Source organism: Pseudomonas aphyarum, from assembly GCF_028657055.1.
Lineage (GTDB): Bacteria > Pseudomonadota > Gammaproteobacteria > Pseudomonadales > Pseudomonadaceae > Aquipseudomonas > Aquipseudomonas aphyarum.
In genome coordinates this window covers 181,536-207,976 of the sequence record NZ_JAMDGS010000004.1, presented here as the reverse complement: position 1 = coordinate 207,976, position 26,441 = coordinate 181,536, and the positions used below count along the sequence as shown (strand labels likewise).

Annotated in this window: 15 protein-coding genes; 6 read left to right on the top strand and 9 right to left on the bottom strand. The window is 64.3% G+C overall.

Annotated elements, in window-relative coordinates:
* The first annotated feature begins 190 nt into the window (after positions 1 to 190).
* The 3 genes from M5G18_RS06775 (at position 191) to mnmH (ending at position 12,948) form a co-directional block, all read left to right on the top strand.
* Entirely contained in the window at positions 191 to 10,711 is a 10,521-nt protein-coding gene (locus M5G18_RS06775) for an autotransporter-associated beta strand repeat-containing protein (protein WP_273898810.1), read from the top strand.
* Between the two features lie 99 nt (positions 10,712 to 10,810).
* Entirely contained in the window at positions 10,811 to 11,845 is a 1,035-nt protein-coding gene (gene selD, locus M5G18_RS06770) for a selenide, water dikinase SelD (protein WP_273898811.1), read from the top strand.
* The gene (mnmH, locus tag M5G18_RS06765) at positions 11,845 to 12,948 is read left to right on the top strand and encodes a tRNA 2-selenouridine(34) synthase MnmH (protein WP_273898812.1); all 1,104 of its coding nucleotides are present in this window, start codon (positions 11,845 to 11,847) and stop codon (positions 12,946 to 12,948) included. Before selD ends, mnmH begins: the two co-directional genes overlap by 1 nt.
* Positions 12,949 to 12,975: 27 nt before the next feature.
* Here mnmH and M5G18_RS06760 read toward each other — a convergent pair whose 3' ends face one another.
* Positions 12,976 to 13,650 (bottom strand): hypothetical protein, encoded by a 675-nt coding sequence (locus tag M5G18_RS06760; RefSeq protein ID WP_007958986.1) that lies wholly within the window; start codon positions 13,648 to 13,650, stop codon positions 12,976 to 12,978.
* 295 nt (positions 13,651 to 13,945) lie between these two features.
* On the opposite strand from M5G18_RS06760, the gene M5G18_RS06755 reads away from it, so the two are divergent.
* Positions 13,946 to 14,644, top strand: coding sequence for a glutathione S-transferase family protein (locus M5G18_RS06755; protein ID WP_273898813.1), 699 nt, complete (start codon positions 13,946 to 13,948; stop codon positions 14,642 to 14,644).
* Positions 14,645 to 14,786: 142 nt separating this feature from the next.
* Positions 14,787 to 15,761: a porphobilinogen synthase gene (gene hemB, locus M5G18_RS06750; protein ID WP_007958982.1), complete on the top strand. Its 975-nt coding sequence runs from the start codon at positions 14,787 to 14,789 to the stop codon at positions 15,759 to 15,761.
* Between the two features lie 4 nt (positions 15,762 to 15,765).
* Here hemB and M5G18_RS06745 read toward each other — a convergent pair whose 3' ends face one another.
* Positions 15,766 to 17,301, bottom strand: coding sequence for an FAD-dependent oxidoreductase (locus M5G18_RS06745; RefSeq protein WP_207983365.1), 1,536 nt, complete (start codon positions 17,299 to 17,301; stop codon positions 15,766 to 15,768).
* 194 nt (positions 17,302 to 17,495) lie between these two features.
* On the opposite strand from M5G18_RS06745, the gene M5G18_RS06740 reads away from it, so the two are divergent.
* The gene (locus M5G18_RS06740; protein WP_273898814.1) at positions 17,496 to 18,584 is read left to right on the top strand and encodes a DUF1615 domain-containing protein; all 1,089 of its coding nucleotides are present in this window, start codon (positions 17,496 to 17,498) and stop codon (positions 18,582 to 18,584) included.
* Between the two features lie 147 nt (positions 18,585 to 18,731).
* Here the strand turns inward: M5G18_RS06740 and M5G18_RS06735 are convergent, their stop codons facing one another.
* The 7 genes from M5G18_RS06735 to M5G18_RS06705 form a co-directional block, all read right to left on the bottom strand.
* Positions 18,732 to 19,427: an anti-sigma factor gene (locus M5G18_RS06735; RefSeq protein WP_273898815.1), complete on the bottom strand. Its 696-nt coding sequence runs from the start codon at positions 19,425 to 19,427 to the stop codon at positions 18,732 to 18,734.
* On the bottom strand, positions 19,424 to 19,957 hold the full coding sequence (locus tag M5G18_RS06730; protein WP_273898816.1) for a sigma-70 family RNA polymerase sigma factor: 534 nt from the start codon (positions 19,955 to 19,957) through the stop codon (positions 19,424 to 19,426). The genes M5G18_RS06735 and M5G18_RS06730 overlap by 4 nt, the downstream gene beginning before the upstream one ends.
* A gap of 42 nt (positions 19,958 to 19,999) precedes the next feature.
* Positions 20,000 to 20,521, bottom strand: a complete 522-nt coding sequence (locus M5G18_RS06725; RefSeq protein ID WP_085686629.1) for a DUF3455 domain-containing protein — start codon at positions 20,519 to 20,521, stop codon at positions 20,000 to 20,002.
* A 227-nt stretch (positions 20,522 to 20,748) separates the two neighbouring features.
* Positions 20,749 to 22,362, bottom strand: a complete 1,614-nt coding sequence (locus tag M5G18_RS06720; protein ID WP_273898817.1) for an ABC transporter ATP-binding protein — start codon at positions 22,360 to 22,362, stop codon at positions 20,749 to 20,751.
* Positions 22,363 to 22,376: 14 nt separating this feature from the next.
* Entirely contained in the window at positions 22,377 to 23,399 is a 1,023-nt protein-coding gene (locus M5G18_RS06715; protein WP_273898818.1) for an ABC transporter permease, read from the bottom strand.
* Positions 23,399 to 24,463, bottom strand: a complete 1,065-nt coding sequence (locus tag M5G18_RS06710; RefSeq protein WP_273898819.1) for a microcin C ABC transporter permease YejB — start codon at positions 24,461 to 24,463, stop codon at positions 23,399 to 23,401. Before M5G18_RS06710 ends, M5G18_RS06715 begins: the two co-directional genes overlap by 1 nt.
* Before the next feature lies 1 nt (position 24,464).
* Positions 24,465 to 26,336, bottom strand: coding sequence for an extracellular solute-binding protein (locus M5G18_RS06705; RefSeq protein ID WP_273898820.1), 1,872 nt, complete (start codon positions 26,334 to 26,336; stop codon positions 24,465 to 24,467).
* Between the last annotated feature and the right edge of the window lie 105 nt (positions 26,337 to 26,441).

Below are 26,441 nucleotides of genomic sequence, written 5' to 3'. Positions count from 1 at the left end.
TATCGACGCAGGGCCTTATCGCACAAAAGTATTAACACTATTTAACCGGTGTCCCATTGCGGGGCATCAACTAGCGTGTGTCTGGAATGGGACGGTTTATCTGATGACCGTCATACGCTTGATAAGCGTGTTGGATGTTGCCGCAGTTGCACGCCTTCAAGGACGAAATTGGCCACGCAAGGAGTAACCCGTGGAAGCAAGGTTTGGTGTCGCCCTCGTTTCGCGTTTTTCCCCACTGTCCCTTGCTGTGCATCTGAGTGTCGCCGGACTGCTGTTCGGTGGCGTCAGCGAGCAGGCGTTCGCCACCTGCTCGGCGGCGGGCTCCACGATTACCTGTTCGGGCGTGCCGACCCTGCCGCTGTTTCTCAATGACTACAGCAGTGCCACGAGCGGCCTGACGGTCAACGTCACCAACGGCGCGCAGATGAACGCGACGCTGGGTGGCAAGGTCATCAACCTGACCGGGGCCAACATCAACCTGAACAACTCCGGCACCCTTGACCCGGCCTTGCTCGGGCTGGTGTCGATCCTCAGTGGCGGCGCGTTCATCGGCACCGGCGCGACCAGCACCGTGAGCATCGTCAACAACACCACCGGGCTCATTCGCGGCACCGGCATGTTGCTCGGCCTCACCCTGACCAGCATCGACGGGCTGGGGATTGCCGTGAACAACTCGGTGTCGGGCACCACGACCATCACCAACGACGGCACGATTACCTCGACCGGGCTGTCGGTCGGCGGGATCACCCTGGCCGATACGCCAGTGGTCGGGGTGTATGGCGGTTCGCAAGTCAACATGACCAACAGCGCCACCGGTACGATCAACGGCCGGGTCGCGTTCGAAACATCGGTGGCGGGCAACACCTTCACCAACGCCGGTAACATCACGGGCGGCGTGTCGATGGGGGCGGGCAGCACCAACACCTTCTACGCGATCACCGGTTCCAGCGTTAACGTCGGCGACGGTGCGCAAGTCTCCGTCGGCCTCGGTGGCCTGATCGGCGTCAACCTGACCTTCGCCCCCACCGGGACGATCGATGGCGGTGCGGCCGGTACCAACACGCTGATCCTGCAAAACCCGATCGGCCTCGGCGGCGGCACCACCGGGACCGGCACGGCGTCCAGCCTGGTCTACGTCAACTTCAACAACCTGACCCTCAACAGCGGCACCTGGACCGTGCAGGGACCACTGGTCAGCGGTGCGACCACCCTCAATGGCGGTGTCGCGCAGTTCAACAACAACGCGGCGTTCGGCAGCGGCGTGCTGACGTCCAATGGCGGGATACTTCAGGCCAGCAATGCCGGTTTGACGCTGGCCAACCAGATCAATCTGGGCGCCGGCGGCCTGACCCTGCAGGGCATCAACGGCCTGACCCTGAGCGGCGTGATCTCCGGCACTGGCGGTCTGACAAAGATCGGCAGCGGCCAGATCAATCTGGACGGCATCAACACCTACACCGGCAACACCGTGCTCAACGGCGGTGTGGTGCTGGTGGGCAACAACCAGGCGTTCAGCACCGGCGGCATCACCGTTGGCGGCTCTTCGAGCATTTCGGCAACGTCGCCGATTTCGCTGGCCAACGCGATCACGCTCAACAGCACCCTGACCGCGACCGGCACGGGTGCGCTGACCCTGGGCGGAGTGATCAGCGGCGCCGCCAACCTGACCAAAACCGGCAGCGGCAGCCTGACCCTCAACGGCATCAACACCTACACCGGGATCACCAGCCTCAGCGCCGGCACCTTGCGCGTCGGCAACAACAACGCCTTGGGCACCGGGGTGCTCAACACCAGCAACGGCACCAGCCTCGACAGCACCGGCAACGTGACGCTGGCCAACAACGTCGGTATCACCGGTGCGTTGAACGTGCTCGGCAGCAATGCCCTGACCCTGGCCGGCATCGTGTCCGGCACCGGCGCGATCACCAAAAGCGGCAGCGCCAGCCTGACCCTGACCGGCAACAACACCAACAGCGGCACCACCGCGCTCAACGGCGGCACTTTGCTCGTCGGCAGCAACACCGCCCTCGGCACGGGCGCCTTGAACGCAGCGGCCGGCACCACGCTGGATGCGACCACCGCCGTGACCCTGGCCAACGCGGTGGCGCTGGCAGGCGGGCTGACCATCGGCGGCACTCAGGCGCTGGGCCTGAGCGGCGTCATCAGCGGCGCCGGCAACCTGCTCAAGGGCGGCACCGCGAACCTGACCCTCAGTGGCAACAACACCTTCTCCGGCGGCACCGCGCTGAACAGCGGGACGCTGATCGTCGGCTCCAACACCGCGCTCGGTACCGGCGCACTGACCACAGCAGCGGGCACCACCCTCGACGCCAGCACCACCGTGGCGCTGAGCAACGCCGTTGCCCTCGGCGGCAACCTGAACATCGCCGGCAACGCCAACCTGACCCTCGGCGGCGTAGTCAGCGGCAGCGGCGGGCTGACCAAGAACGGCGCGGCCAACCTGATTCTCAACGGCGCCAACACCTTCAGCGGCGGCACCACCCTCAACGCCGGCACCCTGACCGTCGGCAACGCCGCCGCGCTGGGCAGCGGCGCTCTGACTGTCGCCAGCGCCGCGACCCTCGACAGCAACACCTCGGTCATCCTCAACAACAACGTCGCGCTCAACGGCAACCTGTCCATCGGCGGCAGCAACGGCATGATCCTCGGCGGCGTGCTCAGCGGCGCCAGTCAACTGATCAAGAACGGCACGGCCAACCTCACCCTCAACGGCGCCAACACCTTCACTGGCGGCACCGCGCTCAACGCCGGCAGCCTGACCGTCGGCAACGGCGCGGCACTCGGCACCGGCACACTGACGGTGGGCGGGGCGGGCGCGACGCTCAACAGCAGCGCCAACGTGACGCTCAACAACGCGATTGCCCTCAACTCCAACCTCACCGCCGGCGGCGCCAATCCGCTGACCCTCGGCGGCGTGATCAGCGGCGGCAGCAACCTGATCAAGACCGGCTCGTCGACCCTGACCCTGACCGGCAACAACACCTACACCGGCTCTACGTCGCTGAACGCCGGGACACTGATCGTCGGCTCCAACACCGCCCTCGGCACCGGCATCCTCAACGCCGGCAACAACACCACGCTGGACGCCAGCACCGCGACCAGCCTGGCCAACAACGTCAACCTCGGCGGCAACGTGACCATCGGCGGCAGCAACGCGCTGACCCTCGCGGGCGTGGTCTCCGGGGTCGGTGGCCTGACCAAAAGCGGCCCGGCCGATCTGATCCTCAACGGTGCCAACACCTTCTTCGGCAACACCGCGCTGAACGTCGGCAAGCTGATTGTCGGCAGCAATACCGCGATCGGCAGCGGCGCATTGAACGCAGCGGCGGGCACCACGCTGGACACCAACACCGCCGTCACTCTGGGTAATCAGGTCAACCTCGCCGGTGCGATGAACTTCGGTGGCAGCTCCGATCTGACCCTCACCGGGACCGTCGCCGGTGCCGGTAGCCTGGTGAAAAACGGCGCGGCCAACCTGAACCTCAATGGCACCAATACCTACGCCGGCGGCACCACACTGAACGCCGGCACAGTGACCGCCGGCAACAGTTCGGCGCTCGGCACCGGTGCGTTGACCGTCGGCGGTGCGGCAACCCTCGACAGCAGTTCACCGCTGGTCAGCCTCGCGAACGCGGTCGTGCTGAATGCGGCGCTGAGCGTCGGCGGTACCCAGGATCTGACCCTCGGCGGTGTGATCAGCGGCGCAGGCCAGTTGATCAAGAACGGCGCGGCCAACCTGACCGTCAACGGCACCAACACCTTCAGCGGCGGCAGCACGCTCAACGCGGGTACGCTGACACTGGGCTCGGCCGCTGCGTTGGGCAGTGGCGGCCTGACCGTCGGCGGCGCTTCGACGCTGGACACCAGCACCGGCATGAGCGTCGGCAACAACATCACTCTCAACGCCGGCCTGACGCTGGCCGGCAATAACACCCTGAACCTCAGCGGCGTGATCGATGGCGCCGGCAGCCTGACCAAGGACGGCTTTGGTGACCTGACGCTCAGCGGCAACAACACCTTCACCGGCGCGCTGAACATCGCCTCCGGCAGCGTCACCACCGTGAGCAGCGGGGCGCTGGGCAATACTTCCGGCGCCAATATCAGCGCCGGTGCCAATCTCTTTCTCAACAGCAGCAACAGCCTCAACGGGCTGAGCGGCAGCGGCAGCGTGCAGGTCGCCGGCGGCAACACCCTGACCGTGGGCGGCGTGAGCAGCACCAGCACCTTCGACGGCGACCTCGGTGGCAGCGGCACCCTGACCAAAGTCGGTACCGGCACACTGAACCTCACCGGCATCAACGGTATCACCGGCAATACCAACGTCAACGGCGGTACGCTGAACCTCACAGGTTCCCTGGCCAGCTCCCAGCTCAACGTCAACAACGGTGCGACGCTCACGGGTACCGGTTCGGCGCTTGGCTTCATCACCGTCAACAGCGGCGGTCATCTGGCGTTGTCCTCGGGCAATACCTTGTCGACCTCGTCGCTGATCCTCACCGCCAACAGCAATGTCGACGCGAGCCTCGCCACGCCATCGACCTCCTCGCTGATGAACATTGGCGGCAACCTGACCCTCGACGGCAACCTCAACGTCACCGATGCCGGCGGCTTTGGTGTCGGTGTCTATCGCCTGTTCAACTACATCGGCGCGCTGACCGACAACGGCCTGACCGTGGCCGGTGTGCCGGTGGGTTATGGCCTCGGCGACATCCTCGTGCAGACCTTGGGTAATCAGGTCAACCTGATCGTGTCGGCGCCGAACACCAACCTGCGTTTCTGGGACGGCAGCCAGACCATCCCGAACGGCACGGTGGATGGCGGCACGGGCACATGGACTGCCGGCGGCACCAACTGGACCAATTCCAACGGCACGCTGAACCAGACCTGGGCCGGCGACTTCGCGGTGTTCCAGGGCACGGCGGGCACGGTGTCGGTCAACGGCACGCAACTGTTCACCGGGATGCAGTTCCTCACCGATGGCTACAACGTGGTCAACGGCACGTCGGGTCTGCTGACCGCCGTCAACGGTACCGGCGGCACCACGGCGATGCGGGTCGATCCGGGCGTGACCGCCACGGTCGGTGTGAACATCGACGGTAGCGGCATCCTCAATAAACTCGACGCGGGCACTCTGGTACTCAACGGCGCCAACAGCTACACCGGCGGCACGCAACTGGACGGCGGCACATTGGTCGTCGGCAGCAACACCGCGCTGGGTACTGGCGCGTTGATCGCCAATGCCGGTACGCAACTCGACAGCAATACCGCCGTGACCCTGGCCAATGCCGCCACGCTCAACGGCAACCTGACGCTGCTCGGCAGCAATGCGCTGACCCTCAACGGTGTCATTTCCGGCACCGGCGGCTTGATCAAGAACGGTTCGGCCAGCCTGACACTCGGCGGCAACAACGCCTTTCTCGGGCCGGTGGCACTGAACGCGGGCGGGTTGATTCTGGCGTCGAACAGCGCGCTGGGCTCGGCCACCCTGAATGCCGCGAACGGCACCACCCTCGATACCAACGGCGCTTTCGCTGCGGGCAATGCGATCAACCTCGCGGGCAACCTCGCCATCGTCGGCAGCAACGATCTCACACTCAGCGGCGCCATCAACGGCGCCGGCAGCCTGACCAAGAACGGCGCGGCCAACCTGATCCTCAGCGGTGCCAACAACTTCCTCGGCGGCATCACCCTCAATGCCGGCACCCTGACCGCCGGCAGCAACGGCGCCCTTGGTCTGGGCAACCTGACCGTCGCTGGCGCTTCGGCGCTGGACAGCAACACCTCGGTGTCGCTGGGCAACAACGTGGTGCTCAACGCCAATCTGACCAACACCGGCAACAGCGACGTAGCGCTCAGCGGCGTGGTCAGCGGCACCGGCGGTCTGATCAAGAACGGCGCCTCCAACCTGACCCTCAACGGCATCAACACCTACAGCGGCGGCACCACGCTGAACGCCGGCACCGTGACCCTCGGCACCTCGGCGGGCCTGGGCTCCGGCGCGGTGACCGTGGCGGGCGCGTCGACCCTCGACACCACGGCGCCGCTGGTGCTGGCCAACAACGTCAACGTCAATGCCAACCTGAGCGTGGCCGGCACCAACAACCTGACGCTCGGCGGCGTGATCGCCGGGGCGGGCACCCTGACCAAGAACGGTCTGGCCGACCTGACGCTGTCCGGCAACAACACCTTCAGCGGCACTTTCGATGTGCAGTCCGGCAGCCTGACCACCCTGGGCAACTCGGCACTGGGCAGCAACGCCGGGGTCAATCTCGGCGCTGCGGCGACCCTCAATCTCGGCGGCTCCGGCAGCCTCGCCAGCCTGACCGGCAGCGGCACCGCACTGATCGGCGGCGGCAACACGCTGAGCATCGGCGGCAACAACGCCAGCAGCATTTTCGACGGCGTGCTCACCGGCACCGGCGAGTTGAGCAAACTCGGCACCGGCACGCTGACCCTGACCGGCCTCAATAGCCTGACCGGTAACACCACGGTCAACGCCGGTACCTTGAACGTCAGCGGCTCGCTGGACAGCGCCAGTGTGCTGGTCAACAGCGGTGGCACCCTGACCGGCGGCGGCTCGCTCGGCGGGGCGGTGACCGTGGCGGACGGCGGTCATCTGGCCGGCGCCACTGGCAGCACGCTGTCGGTGAACTCGCTGGTGTTCAACGCCAACTCCAACTTCGATGTCGGCCTCGGTACACCGGTCTCCGGTGGCGGTAACCCGCTGGTCAACGTTGGTGGCAACCTGACCCTCGACGGCACCCTCAACGTCAGCGACATCGGCGGCTTCGGCAGCGGCGTGTATCGCTTGATCAACTACACCGGCGGGCTGACCGACAACGGCATGCTGATCGGCACCGTACCGGGCAGCGTCACCCCGGGCGACCTGACCCTGCAAACCGCGCTGGCCAACCAGATCAACCTGCTGGTCACCGCGCCGGGCGTCACCGTGCAGTTCTGGGACGGCAACCAGCTTGTCGCCAACGGTTCGGTGGATGGCGGCAGCGGCACCTGGGGCACCGGCACCACCAACTGGACCGACGTCAACGGCACCACCAATCAGGCCTGGACCAACAGCTTCGCGGTATTCCAGGGCACGGCGGGCACTGTGACCGTCAACGGCGCGCAAACCATTACCGGCATGCAGTTCGTCACCGATGGCTACAGCCTGCAGAACGGCACGGCCGGTTCGTTGAATCTGGTCAACGGGTCGCTGGGCAATGCCACCGTGCGGGTCGACCCGAACGTCACCGCCACCGTGGGCGTAGCACTCAACGGCGCCGGCACACTGGGCAAATACGACACCGGCACCTTGGTGCTCAACGCCGCCAACGGCTACACCGGCGGCACCGCGCTCAACGGCGGCAAGATCGTGGTCGGCGACAACGCGGCCCTCGGCACCGGCGTGTTGACCGCCGCCAACGGCACGGCGCTGGACAGCAACGCAGCGGTCAGCCTGGGCAACGCCGTGGTGCTCAACGGCGGACTCACCGTCGCCGGTTCCAACGCATTGACCCTCGGCGGTGTGGTCAGCGGCAGCGGCAGTCTGATCAAGACCGGCGCATCGAGCCTGACCCTCAACGGCAGCAACACTTACAGCGGCGGTACCCAGCTCTCGGGTGGCTCGCTGATCCTGGGCAACAACAGCGCGATCAGCAGCGGCGCCCTCAGCGTGCTGGGCAATGGCACCCTCGACAGTACCTCTGCGCTGCAACTGGCCAATGCCATCAACCTGGGTGCGGAATTGACCCTGGCCGGCAACCAGAACACCACGCTGATCGGTGCAATCACCGGCAGCGGCAGTCTGGTGAAAAACGGCAGTGGCGATCTCGTCCTCAGCGGTGCCAACACCTACAGCGGCGGCACCACGCTGAACGGCGGCAGCACCCGTGGCGACACCAGCAGCCTGCAAGGCGCCATCGCCAACAACGCGACGCTGACCTTCGAGCAGAACAGCGACGGCAGCTACACCGGTAATCTGACGGGCGCCGGCACGCTGAACAAAACCGGCACCGGCGCCTTGCTGCTGACCGGCAACAACACCTTCACCGGCAACACCGCGGTGCAGGCCGGTTCGCTGAACGTCAACGGTGTGCTCAACAGTGCCAACGTCAACGTCGCCAGCGGGGCGAAAATTGGCGGCAGCGGCGTGTTCGCAGGCGCCGTGCAACTGGCCAACGGTGCGACGCTGACGGGCGGCGGCACTGCAACGCCGCTGTCGGTCGGTTCGCTGGCGTTGTCTTCGGGCACCAACCTGGACTTCACCCTCGGCTCGGCCACCAGTTCCACAACCGTGGTCAACGTCGCCGGCAACCTGACCCTCGACGGCACGCTGAACATCAGCAACGCCGGCGGCTTCGGCACCGGGGTCTATCAACTGTTCAGCTACGGCGGCAGCCTGACCGACAACGGTCTGGTCTACGGCAGCCTGCCGGTGTCGGCGGCCAACCTGACCCTGCAGACCGCGCTGGCCAATCAGGTCAACCTGCTGGTGCAAAACACCCCGGGTGAAGTGCAGTTCTGGAACGGCGGCACCACCAACCCGGATGGCAGCATCGGTGGCGGCAGTGGCGTGTGGGGCCCAGGCACCAACTGGACCGACCCGAGCGGTACTCAGGCGCTGGCGTCGAACGGTCAGTTCGCCGTGTTCGGCGGGCAGAGCGGGACGGTCACCGTGCAAGGCAATCAGAACTTCACCGGATTGCAGTTCCTCTCCAGCGGTTACAGCCTGGTTCCAGGCGCTGGCGGTACGCTGACACCGGTCAACGGCCCGGGCGGCAGCCTCGCGTCAGTGCGGGTGAATGCCGGTGGCAGCGCGGAAGTCTCCGCACCGCTGGTGGGCAGTGGCGGTATCGAGAAACTGGATTCCGGCACTCTGGTCCTCAGCGGCGCCAACACCTACAGCGGCGGGACCACGGTCAGCGGCGGTACGCTGATCGGTAATACCACCAGCCTGCAGGGCAACATCCTCAACAACGCCTCGTTGGTGTTCCAGCAGAACGCCAACGGCCAGTTCAACGGACGCCTCAGTGGTGTCGGCGCTCTGGCCAAACGCGGTGCCGCGCGCTTGCTGCTGACCGGTGAACAACCCTTCAGCGGCACCGTGGCGGTGGATCAGGGCGTGCTGCAAGTCGGCAGCCGCGCGGCGCGGGCCTCCCTCGCCGGGCAGGTCACCGTGGCCAATGGCGCGGGCCTGAGCGGTAATGGCAGCGTCGGTTCGGTGGTCAACCATGGCGTGGTGGCCTCCGGTGGCGAGGACGGCACCTTGAGTGTCGCCGGCAACCTGACCAACGCCGCTGACGGTGTGCTGGCCCTGACCGTCAGCTCGCCGACTGCTACTCCGCTGGCCGTCGGTGGTACCGCGACTTTGAGTGGTGGCCTGCAGGTCAACAGCCTGGCGCCGTTCACCGGCAACACCGTGTACTCGCTGATCACTGCCGGTGGCGGAGTGACCGGCACCTTCAGCGCCGCCGATCTGCCGCAATATGCGTTCCTCGACACGGCGCTGGTGTACGACCCGAACGCGGTGAACCTGGTGGTCAGCCGCAACGGCAACTCGTTCGTCGACGTCGCCGCCACTCGCAACCAGCGCAACACCGCTTCGGCGTTGATGCGTAACGGCGCGGCGGGCAGTGCGTTGCAGGCTGAAATCATCAACCTCAGCGTGGCGGGCGCACGTAACGCCTTCGACAGCCTGTCGGGGGAAATCCATGCCAGCACCGCCAGTGCGATCCTCGAGGATTCGCGCTACGTGCGGGACGCGGTCAACGACCGTATGCGTCAGCCATCGTGCAGCGCACCGGACGATCCACGCCGCGCCCTGGCCCCGAGCGACAACCAGCTGAGCAGCAACGGTTGCCACGGCGAAATGGTCGGCTGGGCCCGCGCACTTGGCGCCTGGGGCGAGTCGGATGGCGACAGCAACAGCGCGAAACTGGATCGCAACCTGAGCGGTTTCATGCTCGGCACCGACAAGCAGATCGATGACCAATGGCGCGTCGGCATGGCCGCCGGCTACACCCGCAGCGATCTGGATGCTCACGATCGTCGCTCGGATGCCACGGTCGAGAGCTACCACCTGGCGGCGTACCTCAACTCGCAATTCGATGCCTTGGCAGTGCGCCTCGGCGCGGCCTACAGCTGGCACGACATCGAGACCAAGCGCGACGTCAGCGTCGGTGCCTACAACGATCGGTTGAAGGCCAATTACGACGCGCGCAGCGCGCAGGTGTTCGGTGAAGTCGGCTATGCCATCGAAGCGACCGGGATTGCCCTGGAACCGTTCGCCGGCCTGGCGTACGTCAACTACGACAGCGACAAGGCCAAGGAGAAAGGCGGAGTGGGGCGCCTGCGCGCCGAGTCCGATCAGGACATCACCTTCTCGACCCTGGGCGTGCGCGCCGGCAAGGTCATCACCCTGGCCAACGGCGGGCAGTTCACCCCGCGCGCGGCCCTCGGCTGGCGGCATGCGTTCGGCGACACCAAGCCCGACGCCGACCTGACCTTCATCGACGGCGGCGCCTCGTTCAACACCCAGGGCGTGCCGATTGCCAAGGACAGCGCGGTGGTCGAAGCAGGCGTGGACTTCCAGATCAGCCCGACCGGCAAACTCGGCATCGGCTATTCGGGGCAGCTGTCGAACGAGAGCAACGACCATGCGATGACCATCAGCTTCAGCCTTGGGTTCTGATTCAGGAGCGAAGCACTTCAGCCGCCCGCAAGGGCGGCTTTTTTTTGCCCGCCGACCCCTCTGCTAAAATCCCTCCCACTGCCTCCCGGAGACTGCCCCATGACTGAGCCCATCCGTCTGACCCAATACAGCCACGGCGCCGGTTGTGGCTGCAAGATTTCGCCCAAGGTGCTGGAAGTGATTCTGGCCGGCAGCGGGGCGCAGAACCTTGATCCGAAACTGTGGGTCGGCAACGCGTCGCGCGATGATGCGGCGGTGTATGAAATCGATGCCGAGCGCGGGGTGGTCTCGACCACGGATTTCTTCATGCCGATCGTCGACGATCCGTTCGACTTCGGCCGGATCGCCGCCACTAATGCGATCAGCGACATCTACGCCATGGGCGGCGATCCGTTGATGGCGATTGCGATCCTCGGCTGGCCGGTCAATGTGCTGGCGCCGGAAGTCGCGCGAGACGTGATTCGCGGCGGGCGCGCGGTGTGCGATGCGGCGGGGATTGCGCTGGCCGGCGGGCATTCGATCGATGCGCCGGAACCGATCTTCGGTCTGGCCGTCACCGGGCTGGTGGAAAAACGCTTCATGAAACGCAACGACACCGCCACCGCCGGTTGCCTGCTGTACCTGACCAAACCGTTGGGCATCGGCATCCTCACCACCGCCGAGAAGAAGGGCAAGCTGCGCCCCGACGACATCGGCGTGGCCCGGGACTGGATGTGTACGCTGAACAAGCCCGGCAGCCGTTTCGGCAAACTGGCCGGGGTCACCGCCATGACCGACGTCACCGGGTTCGGCCTGCTCGGGCATCTGGTGGAGATGGCCGACGGCAGTCACCTGACGGCGCGGATTTTTTACGACCGGGTACCGCGTCTGGCGAGCGTCGAGTATTACCTCGACCAGGGCTGCGTGCCGGGCGGCACCCTGCGTAATTTCGACAGTTATTCGAGCCGCGTCGGGCGGGTGCAGGAATTGCACAAGCGAGTGCTGTGCGACCCGCAGACCAGCGGCGGGCTGCTGGTGGCCGTGACGCCTGAAGGCAATGCCGAATTCCTCGCCGTCGCTGCCGAACTTGGCCTGACACTGGAACCCATCGGCGAACTGCTGGAGCGAAAGAGTACCGCCGTCGAGGTGAATTGATGGCCGTCGACTTCACCGACTATCGCGATATCTTCCTCAACGACCGGCCGCTGATGGACGCCCGTGCGCCGGTCGAATTTCACAAGGGCGCGTTTCCCGGTGCGCTCAATCTGCCGCTGATGAACGACATCGAGCGGCAGCGCGTTGGTACTTGCTACAAGCATCACGGTCAGCAGGCCGCCCTTGAGTTGGGTCATCAATTGGTGTCCGGCGCAGTGAAGGCCGAACGGCTCCAGGCCTGGGCGGCGTTTGCCCGGGCGCATCCCGAGGGGTTTGTGTATTGCTTTCGTGGCGGCCTGCGTTCGCAGATCGTCCAGCAGTGGCTCAAGACAGAAGCCGGCATTGACTATCCGCGTATCGGCGGTGGCTACAAGGCGCTGCGGGGTTTTCTGATTGATACCCTCGAATCAGCCCAGGCCGACTGTGATTTCGTGTTGCTGGGCGGCATGACCGGCACCGGCAAGACCGAGGTGCTGGTGCAACTGCGCAATAGCGTGGATCTGGAAGGCCATGCCAACCACCGGGGCTCCAGTTTCGGCAAGCGCGCTACCGGTCAGCCGTCGAACATCGATTTCGAGAACCGGCTGGCCATCGACTTCCTGAAAAAACGTGCCGCCGGCATCGATCAGTTTGTGCTGGAGGATGAGAGCCGGGTGGTGGGCAGCTGCGCGCTGCCGCTGTCGCTGTATCAGGGTATGCAACAGTACCCGATGGTCTGGCTGGAAGATCGTTTCGACCAGCGCGTCGAGCGGATCCTGCGCGATTACGTGGTGGATTTGTCCGCCGAGTTTCAGGCGGTGCATGGGGAGGAAGGTTTCGGGCGGTTTTCCGAGCGGTTGCTGGATAGCCTCGACAATGTGCACAAGCGTCTGGGTGGCGAGCGCTATCGGCGGATGCGGGTGTTGATGGAGGAAGCGCTGGCGGAGCAGGGTCGCAGCGGGGCGGTGGATTTGCACCGTGCGTGGATCGAGGGTTTGCTGCGCGAGTATTACGACCCGATGTATGTGTTTCAGCGCGAGAAGAAGGGCGGGCGGATCGAGTTTGCGGGGGAGCGGCAGGCGGTTATCGAGTACTTGCGTCAACGCGACAAACCCAAGGCCTGACGGGGCCCGAGCGGGCCCCGGGCAAACTCAGGTCGGACAGCTTTCCTGCCCGTTATCCAGCCCCTGTTTGTAGCTGTGGCTCTGCAGGCTGGCCTTGCCGTTGTGCCAGGTCAGGGTCAGCACATACAGCGAGTCGTAATCGCTTGATTCCCAATCCTCGGTGATCTTCTGCTTCTCGCCGACCGCCTTGCCCGCGACCTTGTTGATCAGTTCCGGCAGATAGCCGTGGGACCACGCGGTGTAGATGGTCGAGTTGTGGTACTTGTCTTCGATCAGCTCCCGGGCCAGATCGCTGGTGTCATTGGCCGAAAACTCGATGTTCACCGGCAGGCCGAGCTTGATCGCGGCGGGGCTGATGGTCATCAGCGGGCGGATGTAGCTGTAGGAGTTGTCCAGTTCGCCTTCCTCGACATTGCGCGTCGGGTTGGCGGCGAACACATAGTCGGCCTTGCCGAATTTTTCCGGCAGCAGGGTCGACAGGTCGATAGCCCGGTTCAGGCCCTGGCAGTTGAGCTGGCCGAGACCGCCGGCCGGTTTCTCCGCGTGGCGCAGGAACACCAGGGTCTGGGTGCCGTCCACTGGCTGCGCACGGCTTTCGCTGGATTCCAGCGACAGGAACAGCGCACTGACCGCCAGCAGGGTGGGCAGGGCCACGTACGCGCGATGCTTGAAGCGTTTGGCGACTTTCATCAAGTTCGTCATGAGATAAGGATTCTTCAGTCTGTTCGGTTAAGGCTGACAAACCTCTGCCCCGGTGCAGGCGCGCCGGGTGTTTTCCCTGTCATCAATGGCTTGCTTGGAGCCCCCTGAGGCCCGTTTGGTTCGATCCGCTTGAGTGCGCCGCACTTTACCGTTCAGCCTGTGCGGTTGGAGGGAAGGTTAACCACAGGATGTTGCGGATTTAAGTAAGCCTGCGGGGGGAGGCGTAAAGAACCCGAGCCAGAGCGCTGATCGTGGATTATGCTCAGGCCTTTCATTTTGTGACTGGATGCTACACATGACTGATCTGTCCGCGTTCCCGATCACCCAGAAATGGCCGGCGCAGTACCCTGACTGGATTCAGCTCTATTCCCTGCCGACCCCCAACGGCGTCAAGGTCTCGATCATGCTTGAAGAGATCGGCCTGCCGTACGAGCCGCACCGCGTGGGCTTCGACACCAATGACCAAATGTCCCCGGCGTTCCTGTCGTTGAACCCGAACAACAAGATCCCGGCGATCCTCGACCCCCACGGTCCCGAGGACAAACCGCTGCCGTTGTTCGAATCCGGCGCGATCCTGATCTACCTCGCCGACAAGAGCGGCCAGTTGCTGGCCCAGGAAGGCGCGCTGCGCTACGAAACCATCCAGTGGCTGATGTTCCAGATGGGCGGTATCGGCCCGATGTTCGGCCAGCTCGGTTTCTTTAACAAATTCGCCGGCAAGGACTACGAAGACAAGCGTCCCCGTGACCGCTACGTCGACGAAAGCCGCCGCCTGCTCAGCGTCCTGAACACCCGCCTGGAAGGGCGCGACTGGATCATGGGCGAGCGCTACACCATCGCCGACATCGCCACGTTCCCGTGGGTGCGCAACCTGATCGGCTTCTACGAGGCGGGCGATCTGGTCGGCATCAACAACTTCCCGAACGTCACCCGGGTGCTGGAGCGCTTCCTGGCGCGGCCGGCCGTTGTGCGCGGCCTGACCATTCCTTCCTGATCCTGTGGCAGCCGGGTGCGCAGATTATTGCGTGCCCGGTAATGCACTGTTGATTGATCCAGGTTTGTACCCCGTCCCCCGCAAGGCATAAGCTTCGCCCCCTACGACTTTCGTCTCATCCGCTGTTTTCAGGAAAGGCCCCATGTCCAGTCAGTTCCCCGAAGCACGTCCACGCCGTCTGCGCCGCAATGCGAGCCTGCGCAGCCTGTTCCAGGAAACCGAGTTTTCCCTCAACGATCTGGTGCTGCCGATCTTCGTCGAAGAAGAGATCGACGACTTCGTACCGATCAAGAGCATGCCCGGCGTGATGCGTATTCCCGAGCGCAAACTGGCCGGTGAGATCGAGCGTTACGCCCGGGCCGGGATCAAGTCGGTGATGACCTTCGGCGTGTCCCATCACCTGGATGCCAACGGCAGCGACACCTGGCGTGAGAACGGGCTGGTGTCGCGCATGTCGCGGATCGCCAAGGACGCTGTGCCGGAAATGATCGTGATGTCCGACACCTGCTTCTGCGAGTACACCGACCACGGCCATTGCGGCGTGATGCACAACCATGAAGTCGACAACGACCAGACCCTGATCAACCTCGGCAAACAGGCGGTAGCGGCAGCGCGTGCCGGTGCCGACGTGATCGCGCCGTCGGCGGCGATGGACGGCCAGGTGCGGGCTATTCGCCGGGCACTGGACGATGCCGGCTTCACGCAGATTCCGATCATGGCCTACTCGACCAAATTCGCCTCGGCGCTTTACGGCCCGTTCCGCGAGGCCGGTGGCAGCGCGTTGAAAGGCGACCGCAAAAGCTATCAGATGAACCCGATGAACCGCCGCGAAGCCCTGCGCGAATCCTTGCTCGACGAGCAGGAAGGCGCCGACGCGCTGATGGTCAAACCGGCCGGCGCGTACCTGGACATCATCCGCGACATCCGCGAAGCCTCGACCCTGCCGTTGGCGGCGTATCAGGTCAGCGGCGAGTACGCGATGATCAAGTTCGGCGCCCAGGCCGGGGCCATCGACGAAGATCGCGTGGTGCGCGAAAGCCTTGGTGCGATCAAACGCGCGGGCGCGGATCTGATCTTCACCTACTTCGCGATGGACCTGGCCTTGGCCGGGATCTGATCCGTCAGGGGCAATTGAAAAACGGCCGGATCCCGTGGTCACGGAAGTACCGCTCGATCACCTTCGGATCCGCGCTGTTGTCGGCAATCGCCACGTAAGTATCGGGGCGCAGCAGGTAAAAGCCATTGCGCCCCAGCCCTGCCGTTTCAAACGCCGGACGCCAGTCGAACACGTGCAGCGGCAAGTGATGTTCATTGCACCAAGCGATCATCTCGTCGCTGGTGTCGCCGTACACATGCACCTGCCAGCACGGATGGCGCAACGGCTCGTAATTGTCCCCCTCGCCATCATGGGCCCACGGCAAGCGGTCACCGCCGTGCACGTGCCCGGCCACGCCTTCACTTAATGCCATGCCCCGATAGTTGACGGTGATTTGCGAGACGGTGCGAAACAGGAATTCGCGGCTGGTCTCGAATGAGGCCATTTTCGGAATCAGGAACGGCGCCAGCCGCGTGCGCAACAGATCGGCCATGCGGCCTTCGGCGGTGACGAAGCTGAAGACTTTGTCAGTGGTTGACACCAGTCGCCGGGCGAAGGCGATGCGTTCGGTTTCATAGCTGTCGAGCAGTTTGGGCGTGGCAGCGCCGCCGAGTACTGCCGCGAGTTTCCATGCCAGATTGATCGCATCGCCGATGCCGGTGTTCATGCCCTGACCGCCGGCGGGGCTGTGCACGTGCGCCGCATCGCCGAGCAGAAATGCCCGGCCCTTGCGAAAGTGATCCGCCACCCGGTGATGCACGCGGTAGGTGGAGAACCAGTTGACGTCCTCGATGTGCACGTTCAGATGTTCGATGGCGCGATTGCTGACATCCGAGAATTCCAGGGTTTCGGCGCGATCCGCACGCTCATCGCGCACGGTGCCGATCAACCGCGCACGGCCTTCGCCGGCCAGCGGGAACACCGCGAGAAAGTCCGCTTCATCCAGGTCCAGATGCAATTCACCGTTGAGCGCCGGGCCGCTGGCCTGCACATCCGCGACGTAGAAAATCTGCTGATAAGTGCCGCCGGGAAAACCGGTGTCGAGGGTTTTGCGCACGACCGAGCGGGCGCCGTCGCACCCGGCCAGATAACAGGCCTGACAGATTTCCTGCTCGCCATCCGGCAGGCGTAAATGCGCGGTGAGGCCGTCGCCGTTTTCGGTGAAACTCTCCAGCGTGGTGTTGCGCTCGACGGTCACGTCGTAGTCTTCGAGGCGGTCGATCAACAGCCGCTCGTGTTCGTCCTGCGGGTACATTTCCAGAAAGGCATAGGGTGTCAGGCCTTCGCCGATGCGGTTCAGCGGCAACTGCGCCACGGGTTTGCCCTTGACCCAGAAATTCGCCGCCGCCACCCGGTGACCGTTGCGCACCACCGCATCGGCCAGATCCAGTTGCCGGTAAAGCTCAAGGGTGCGCGCCTGCACCGCCAGCGCCCGCGACGTGGTGCCCGGCGCGGAAGCCTTGTCGATGATGCGCACGCGCACGCCCAGTTTGCTCAGCCACAGGGCCAGCACCAGTCCGGTGGGGCCTGCGCCGATGATCAGAACATCACTGCGGTTCATGGTCTGTCCTCCTCGCGTGTCCTGACCCCAGGCTTGCCACTGAGTGTGCAGCAGCAAGTATGGATCAGACGGTGAGGGCGGCCAGTCGGCCTGCCAAACGGGATGATGGAACAGCGCCGCCGCCCCGCAGTCCTATCCTGCACCCTGCGATTGAGCGTAGGGTTAACCCGGCTCAACGGACTGGATGAAGCGTTATGCACACCCCTCGATTATTCATCAGCCTCGCCGCGCTGTTGGTGCTGGCCGGTTGCGCCGGTCAACGCAGCGAAGAACCGGCGCCGCGCCCGCCCGCCGAGGTCAAGGCGCAGATCGTGCGCCTGCTGCCGGCCAAAACCGCCGACCGCCAGGGCTGGGCCACTGACATCTACGCCGCGTTCGCCGCCCAGGGCATCAGCCCGACCACGCAAAACCTGTGTTCGGTGCTGGCCGTCGCCGAGCAGGAATCCACTTTCCAGGTCGATCCGCCGGTGCCCGGCCTGGGCAAGATCGCCCGTGACGAAATCGACCGCCGCGCCGCCAAGGTGCACATCCCGAGCCTGTTGGTCAGCGGTGCCTTGCAGTTGCGCTCGCCGAACGGCAAGACCTACAGCGAACGCTTGAGCGCCGCCCGCAGCGAAAAGGAATTGAGCGCGATTTTCGACGACTTCATCGGCTCGGTGCCGATGGGCCGCACGCTGTTCAGCGGTTTCAACCCGGTGCACACCGGCGGGCCGATGCAGGTCAGCATCGAATTCGCCGAGCAGCACGCCAAGGACTATCCGTACCCGGTGGACGGGACGATTCGCCGCGAGGTGTTCAGCCGTCGCGGCGGCATGTATTTCGGCATCGCCCATTTGCTGGGTTATCCGGTGAGTTACCGCGAGCCGCTGTACCGCTTTGCTGATTTCAATGCTGGCTGGTACGCCAGTCGCAATGCGGCGTTTCAGAACGCGGTCAGCCGGGCGTCGGGCATTCCGCTGGCGCTGGATGGCGACTTGATCCGCCCGGGCGCGATCATGCCGGGCAGTACCGAACTGGCGGTGCGCACCCTCGGCAAATCCCTGGGCATGCGCAATCCGGTGATCCGCGATCAACTGGAGAAGGGCGATAGCCTGGCTTTCGAGGAGACCAAACTGTATCAACGGGTCTTCGAGCTGGCGGAGCGTGCGGAAGGCAAGTCACTGCCCCGTGCGGTGTTGCCGGGCATCGTGCTGCAGAGCCCGAAGATCACCCGCAAACTGACCACGGCGTGGTTTGCCAAACGGGTCGATGAGCGCTATCGGCGCTGCATGGCCAAGGGCTGAGGACGATCAAAAAGGTATAAAAAAACCCGGCTGACGGAGCCGGGTTTTTTCTGGGTTGTTGCGATCAAGCCATTCATTCAGGCAACGCGACGTCCGATCAGGCGGTCCGAACCACCTTCGGTGAACATCGACGCCGATGATGGTTTGTCACAACACCTTCACCGCGCGGCCAATTGCCTGGATCGGCCCGGTGGGTTTGCCGATCGGCGAGCCGTTGGCGCCTTCCAGCGTCAGCTCGAACAACTGGTTCGGTTGCAGCGGCGGCAGCTTGTCCAGCGGGATCGATAGCGCCTGGCCCGGTTTGACCAGCCCCAGCGACACCGGCCCCTGCCAGCCGTCGGCCTTGGTCCAGAACTCCAGCGCCTTGTCGGTCGGCACCTCGACCACGCCCAGCGGAATCAACTGAATCTCCCGTGGATTGCTGGCCTGGATCACCCAGCCCGGCGCCTTGTCCTGCGGGGCGACCAGCACCACCAGAAAACTCGGTTTCGGTGTGGTTTGAGTTAGCAGGATCGAGCCCAGCAACAAGGTCGCGGCCAGCCCGGCAGCGCTCAAACCGCGCCACAGCGACAGGCGGTTCCACCATGAAATCTCGGGCGCCATCTTATGGGTGAGTTGCCCGACACTGCGTTCGATGCGTTGCCACAGCTGCGACGAAGGCTGATGCGCCGGGGCGAGGTCGGTCAATTCCAGCAGACGCCGCTCCCAGACATCCACCGCCGCTTGCAGCTCGGGCTCGTTGGGCAAGCGCCGCTGCACTTCGGCGCGCGCTTCGGCCGAGAGGGTGCCGAGCACGTATTCACTGGCCAGTTCATCGCGTTCCTGCGCCGATTCGGTGGTCATCCCATGCACTCCCGCAACGCATTGAGGCTGCGCTTGATCCAGGCTTTGACGGTGCCCAGCGGCGTGTCGAGGCGTTGGGCGATCTGCGCGTGGCTGTAACCGTCGACGTAGGCGTGAAGGATGCAGCGGCGGCGTTGCGGTTCCAGTTGATGCAGGCAGCGATGGATGCGGGTCGATTGCGCCAGCGCATCGAACCCGTCATCACTCGCGGGTGATTCGTTGCTGTCATTGAGCGGGGTTTCCCGGTCGTGATTGCGCAACACATTCAGCGCCAGATGCCGGGTCACGCTGAACATCCAGCCCCGGGCCGAACCGCGCGCCGGATCGAAACCCGCCGCGCCGGCCCAGATCTTGATAAATGCATCGTGAACGATGTCTTCGGCCAGCGCCGTATCACGCACCAGACGCCGGGCCACACCGAGCAGCCGCGGGCTCTCCTGCACATACAATTCGCGCAGGGCCCCGCGCTCGCCGCGGGCACAGGCGGCGAGGCGGGCTTCGTAATCGAACGCGGTTTCGGGTAATGGCATGTCCTGCAATCTAGCAAGCATCCGGCAAACGTCCAGTCAGGCTCAGTTCGCCGCCCAGAAAATGTAGTCGGCCTGGTACTTCACCACTTCCTGTTTACCCTTGTTCGCCGCCGTGCATTCGCTGCCCGGCGCCACGCCGCCCTTGAGCGCGACACGCTGGATGTAGCTCACGCCGCTCATGGCGCCTTTGCCCTCGGCGGGGTTGGCCTTGACCAGTTGATAGGGCAGGTTGCCCGGGCTCGAAGGCGCTACGGCCAGTTGCGTGCCGGTGACTTTCGAACCGTCCTGCGCCTGCCAGGTGGCGGGCGGGCCGAAGTAGGTGCCGACCTGTTTGCCGCTGCGATCGTTGAGCACCGCTTTCGGGCCGACGAACACCCACTCGGTCTGGCCGGCGACGTTGGCCTTGTCCCGGCATTCGTAAGTGATCTCGCCGACCCCGGTGGTTTCCATCGCGATCTTGTGGCCGTCCGGCACCTTGATCGCGTCGGGATAACTGCTTTGGGCAAAACTCGTCGAGGCGACGGCGAGCAAACCGGTGAGGCCAATCAGTTGGGTGATGTTCATCAGTGTTTCTCCGAAAAGGGTAAACCGCTGACAGCCGAAAGAGGGCTGTTACAGGGACTACCCGTGACGGAGGCGTTTGGATGCAGTGGCCGGAAAATAATTTTGAAAACATCGCAACCCCTGTGGGAGCGGGCTTGCCCGCGATAGCGGTGTATCAGGCGAGCAAGTGTCGACTGACACGACGCCATCGCGGGCAAGCCCGCTCCCACAGGGTTCTTCAGCAATTGTCAGATTGCTGTAACCCGTTCACCCCCGGTTTTTGCCAAGGCCAGGCCGGAGGCTTTCAGGAGTTCCTGGGTATAGGCATGCTGCGGCGCCGCAAAAATCTGGCGCGACGCTCCCTGTTCCACCACCTTGCCGTCCTTGATCACCATCAAGTCGTGCGCCAGCGCATGCACCACCGCCAGGTCATGGCTGATGAACAGGTACGTCAGCCCATGGCGGATCTGCAATTGCCTCAACAATTCCACCACCTGTTTCTGCACCGTGCGATCCAGCGCCGAGGTCGGTTCGTCGAGCAGAATCAGCGCCGGTTCCAGCACCAGCGCCCGGGCGATGGAAATGCGCTGGCGCTGGCCGCCGGAGAACTCATGGGGATAGCGATGGCGGCTCTGCGGATCGAGGCCGACTTCCTCCAGTACGCGGATCACCGCCGCTTCGCGTTCCTCGGCCGTGCCGATGCCGTGGGTCAGCAGGCCTTCGGCGATGATCTGCTGCACCGACATCCGAGGGCTGAGGCTGCCGAACGGGTCCTGGAACACCACCTGAATCTGCCGGCGCAACGGGCGCATCAAGCGCTGATTGAGCAGACTCAGTTGCTTGTTGCCGAAACGAATGTCGCCCTCGGATTCCACCAGCCGCAGAATCGCCTGGCCCAGCGTCGACTTGCCCGAGCCGGACTCGCCGACGATGCCCAGGGTCTTGCCACGTTGCAGACGGAAACTCACGCCGTCCACGGCCTTGATGTATTCCTGGGTGCGGCTGAACAGCGCCTTGGGCAGCGGGAACCAGACTTTCAGATCGTCCACCTCCAGCAGGTTGTGATCGTAGCGGCTCGGCACCGGTGCGCCCGACGGTTCCGCCTCGATCAGCAGGCGGCTGTAGGGATGCTGCGGCGTGCGGAACAGCGTTTCGCAGTCGGCCTGTTCGACGATTTCCCCGTGGCGCATCACGCACACCCGTTGGGCGATGCGCCGCACCAGATTGAGGTCGTGACTGATCAGCAGCAGCGACATGCCTAGGCGTTGCTGCAACTCGATCAGCAGCTCGAGAATCTTCTGCTGCACGGTCACGTCCAACGCCGTGGTCGGCTCATCGGCAATCAGCAGTTCCGGTTCGTTGGCCAGCGCCATGGCGATCATCACCCGTTGCCGCTGGCCGCCGGAGAGCTGGTGCGGATAGGCCTTTAATCGCTGCGTCGGTTCGCGAATGCCCACCAGTTCCAGCAGCTCCAGCGTGCGCTGGCGTGCGGCGCGGCCCTTGAGTCCCTTGTGGATCTCCAGCACTTCGCTGATTTGTTTTTCCACCGTGTGCAACGGGTTCAGCGAAGTCATCGGTTCCTGGAAAATCATCGCGATGCGATTGCCGCGCAAGCCGCGCAGCTGCTGTTCGCTGGCGTGCAGCAAGTCCACGCCGTTGTAGCGGATGCTGCCCGTGCTGCTGACGGTTTTGGCCGGCAGCAAACGCAGGATCGAATGCGCCGTCACCGACTTGCCCGAGCCGGATTCGCCGACCAGTGCCAGGCACTCGCCACGGCGGATGTCGAGGTTCACGCCGTGCACCACTTCGTGCCCGGCGAAGGCGACGCGCAGGTCGCGGATTTCAATCAGGTTGTCGGTCATTTCAGCTCCGGGGATCAGGATCGCGGATCGAACGCGTCACGGCAGGCTTCGCCGATGAACACCAGCAAGGACAGAATCAGCGCCAGGGCAAAAAACGCCGTCAGCCCCAGCCATGGCGCTTGCAGATTGCGCTTGGCCTGGCCGATCAGTTCACCCAGCGACGCGGTGCCGGCGGGCATGCCGAAGCCGAGAAAATCCAGCGCGGTGAGGGTGGCGATGGCGCCGGTCAGAATGAACGGCAGGTAGGTGAGGGTGGAGGTCATGGCGTTGGGCAGAATGTGCCGGCGCATCAGTTCGCTGTCCGTCAGGCCCAGCGCTCGCGCGGCCTTGACGTATTCCAGGCTGCGCCCGCGCAGGAACTCGGCGCGCACCACGTCCACCAGTGCCAGCCAGGAAAACAGCGCCATGATCCCCAGCAGCCACCAGAAACTCGGCGAGACGAACCCCGACAAAATGATCAGCAGGTACAGCACCGGCAGCCCTGACCAGATCTCCAGCACCCGTTGTCCGAGCAAGTCGACCCAGCCGCCGTAATAACCCTGCAACGCCCCGGCCACGATGCCGACCAGCGCACTGACGGCGGTGAGGATCAGCGCGAACAGAATCGAAATCCGCGTGCCGAAAATCACCCGCGCCAACACGTCCCGCGCCTGATCGTCGGTGCCCAGCCAGTTGCTGGAGGACGGCGGACTCGGCGCCGGTTCGGTGAGGTCGTAATTGACCGTGTCGTAGCTGAACGGGATCGGCGGGAACAGCATCCAGCCGCCCTGATCCTCGATCAGTTTGTGCACGTAGCTGCTGGCGTAATCCGGCTGGAACGGCAGTTCGCCGCCGAAATCGGTTTCCTGATAATCGCTGAGGATCGGGAAGTAGAAGGCGTCGTGGTAGCGGATCACCAGCGGCTTGTCGTTGGCGATCAGTTCGCCGCCGAGGCAGATCAGGCACAGGCCGATGAACAGCCACAGCGACCAGCGCCCGCGACGGTTGGCCTTGAATAGCGCGATGCGCCGCCGGCCCAGAGGGGAGAGTGTGAACATCAGGCAGTCCTCGCCGAGAAGTCGATGCGCGGGTCGAGCAGGGTGTAGCAGAGGTCGCCAATCAGCTTGATCAACAGGCCGAACAGGGTGAACAGGAACAGCGTGCCGAACACCACCGGATAGTCCCGCGACACCGCCGCTTCGTAGCTCATGCGCCCGAGGCCGTCGAGGTTGAAGATGGTTTCGATCAGCAGGGAGCCGGCGAAAAACACTTCGATCAATACCGACGGCACACCGGCCACCACCAGCAGCATCGCGTTGCGAAACACATGCCCGTAGAGCACGCGTCTTTCGGTCAGGCCCTTGGCGCGGGCGGTGATCACGTACTGGCGGCTGATCTCGTTGAGGAAGCTGTTTTTGGTCAGGATCGTCAGCGTCGCAAAACCGCCGATCACCAGCGCCGTCACCGGCAACACCAGGTGCCAGAGGTAGTCGCCGACCTTGCCCCACAGGCTCAGGCTGTCGAAGTTGTCCGAGACCAGACCTTGCACCGGAAACCAGTTGACGTAGCTGCCTCCGGCGAACACCACGATCAACAGGATCGCGAACAGAAACGCCGGCATCGCGTAGCCGACGATGATCGCCGTGCTGCTCCAGACATCGAATGCGCTGCCGTTTTTGATCGCCTTGCGAATCCCCAGCGGGATCGAAATCAGGTAGGTGATCAAGGTCGCCCACAGGCCGAGTGACAGCGACACCGGCAGCTTCTGCACGATCAGATCCGTCACCTTCGCACCGCGAAAGAAACTGCTGCCCAAGTCCAGTTGCGCGTAGTTCTTGAGCATCAACCACAGGCGTTCGTGCATCGGCTTGTCGAAGCCGTAGTGGTGCTTGATCTCTTCGATCAGCGCCGGGTCCAGGCCACGGCTGCTGCGCCCGGCACCGCCGATCGCAGTCACTTCGCTGGCGCCGCCCATGCTGTGCCCGCCGAAGCCTTGCAGGCGGGCGATGGCCTGTTCCACCGGGCCACCGGGCGCGGCCTGCACGATGACGAAGTTGACCACCAGAATGCACAGCAGCGTCGGGATGATCAGCAACAGACGTCGACTCAGATAACGCCACATGTCACTGGCCCCCCGCGAGCTGGTGCAGGGCACTCATCTGCTGATTGGTCAGCGGCTTGGCCGAGACCTCCCACCAGGTGTCGAGGCCTTCGCTGTAAATCGGCTGCACCGGCGGCCTGCCGAAGCGGTTCTGATACACCGTCGGCGTGCCTTTGGAGTAGTAGTTGGGAATCATGTAGTCACCCCATTGCAGCACCCGATCGAGGGCGCGGGCGTAACGCACCATGGCGTCGCGGGTATTGGCCTGGACCAGGCCGTCGATCAGCCGGTCCACGGCCGGGTCGGCCAGCACCATCGAATTGGAGCTGCCGACTTGTGTGGCGCTCTGTGAGGCATACAGGCTGTACAACTCGCGGCCCGGCGAGACGATCGGATCGCCGCTGCGGGGGAAACTGGTGACGATCATGTCGTAGTCCCGGGCGTTGAGCCGGTTGACGTACTGCGCCGAATCGATGCGTCGCAGATTCAGGGAGATGCCGATCTGCGCCAGGGTGCGTTTGTACGGCAGCAGCATGCGGTCGAAGCCACCCTGACCGTCGAGGAAGGTGAATTCGAATGGCTCGCCGGCGTCGTTCACCAGCCGATTGTTTTTCGGCGTCCATCCGGCCTCGGCCAACAGCTTCAGGGCCTGCAACTGCTTGTCGCGGATGTAGCCGCTGCCATCGGTTTTCGGCGCCTGATAGACCCGGCTGAAAACCTCGTCCGGAATCTGTCCGCGCAGCGGTTCGAGGATCGCCAGTTCGCCAGCGTCGGGCAGGGCGGTGGCGGCCATTTCACTCTTCGGCCAGTAGCTGTTCTGGCGCACGTAGAAGCCGCGCATCATCTGCTTGTTGGTCCACTCGAAATCCCACAGCAGGCTCAGCGCCTGACGCACGCGGCGATCCTTGAACAACGGGTTCTGCAGGTTGAACACAAACCCCTGGGCGCTGGTCGGTTTGTCCGGGGCGAGAATCGCCTGTTGCAGGCGACCGTCGCGCAGGGCCGGGCTGTCGTAGCCGACCACGTAGCCGGACGAGGAAAATTCGCGGTTGTAGTCGAACGCGCCGGCCTGCAGCAGTTGCCGGGCGACGTCGGTGTCGCCGTAGAAATTCACGGTCAGGCTGTCGAAGTTGTACATCCCGCGACTGACCGGCAGGTCTTTGCCCCACCAATCCGGATCGCGCTGGAAACCGATGCTGCGCCCGGCGTCGACCTTGCTGACACGGTATGGGCCACTGCCCAATGGTGGTTCGAAACCGCCGCCGTTGGCGAAGTCGCGGGTTTTCCACCAGTGCTCGGGCACCGGTCGCAGCGACGCCAGATCCAGCGCCAGGGTGCGGTTGAGGTTGTTCTTGAAGGTGAATCGAATCTGTCGCGGACCTTCGATCAGCACGTCCTGCACGTCGGCGTATTGCTGGCGATAACTCAGGCTGCCCTTGGTCATCAACAGCTCGAAGGTGTAGCGCACGTCTTCGGCGGTGATCGGTGTGCCATCGGCGAAACGCGCCTCGGGATTCAGCTTGAAACGCACCCACAGGCCGCCGGGATCGCGCTCCATGGATTGCGCCACCAGACCGTAGACGGTGTAGGGCTCGTCCAGCGAGCGGAACGCCAGCGGCGAATACACCCAGTCGTTGACCTGCACAACGGAAATGCCCTGATCGGCATACGGAGTGATGTAGTTGTACTGACCGATCTCCATCGAAGCGCGGCTGAGCGAGCCGCCCTTGGGGGCATCGGGATTGACGAAGTCGAAGTGCCGGAAACCGGCAGGGTATTTCGGCGCCTCGCCGTACACCGTCATCGCGTAGCTGCCGCCGGCCAGCGCAGCTGCCGCGTTGCACAGCAGCGCGCTGCCGAGCAGCAGGCCGGCCATGTTGCGCATGAATGTCATGAAGTCGTTCCTCTGAGCCGGAAAAACCCGAAGCGGCGGCTAGCCGCTGCGGGATGCGAATTCGCAAGGGGAAGGGGCCGGCCGGAGTCTTGCGCGGCCCCGACC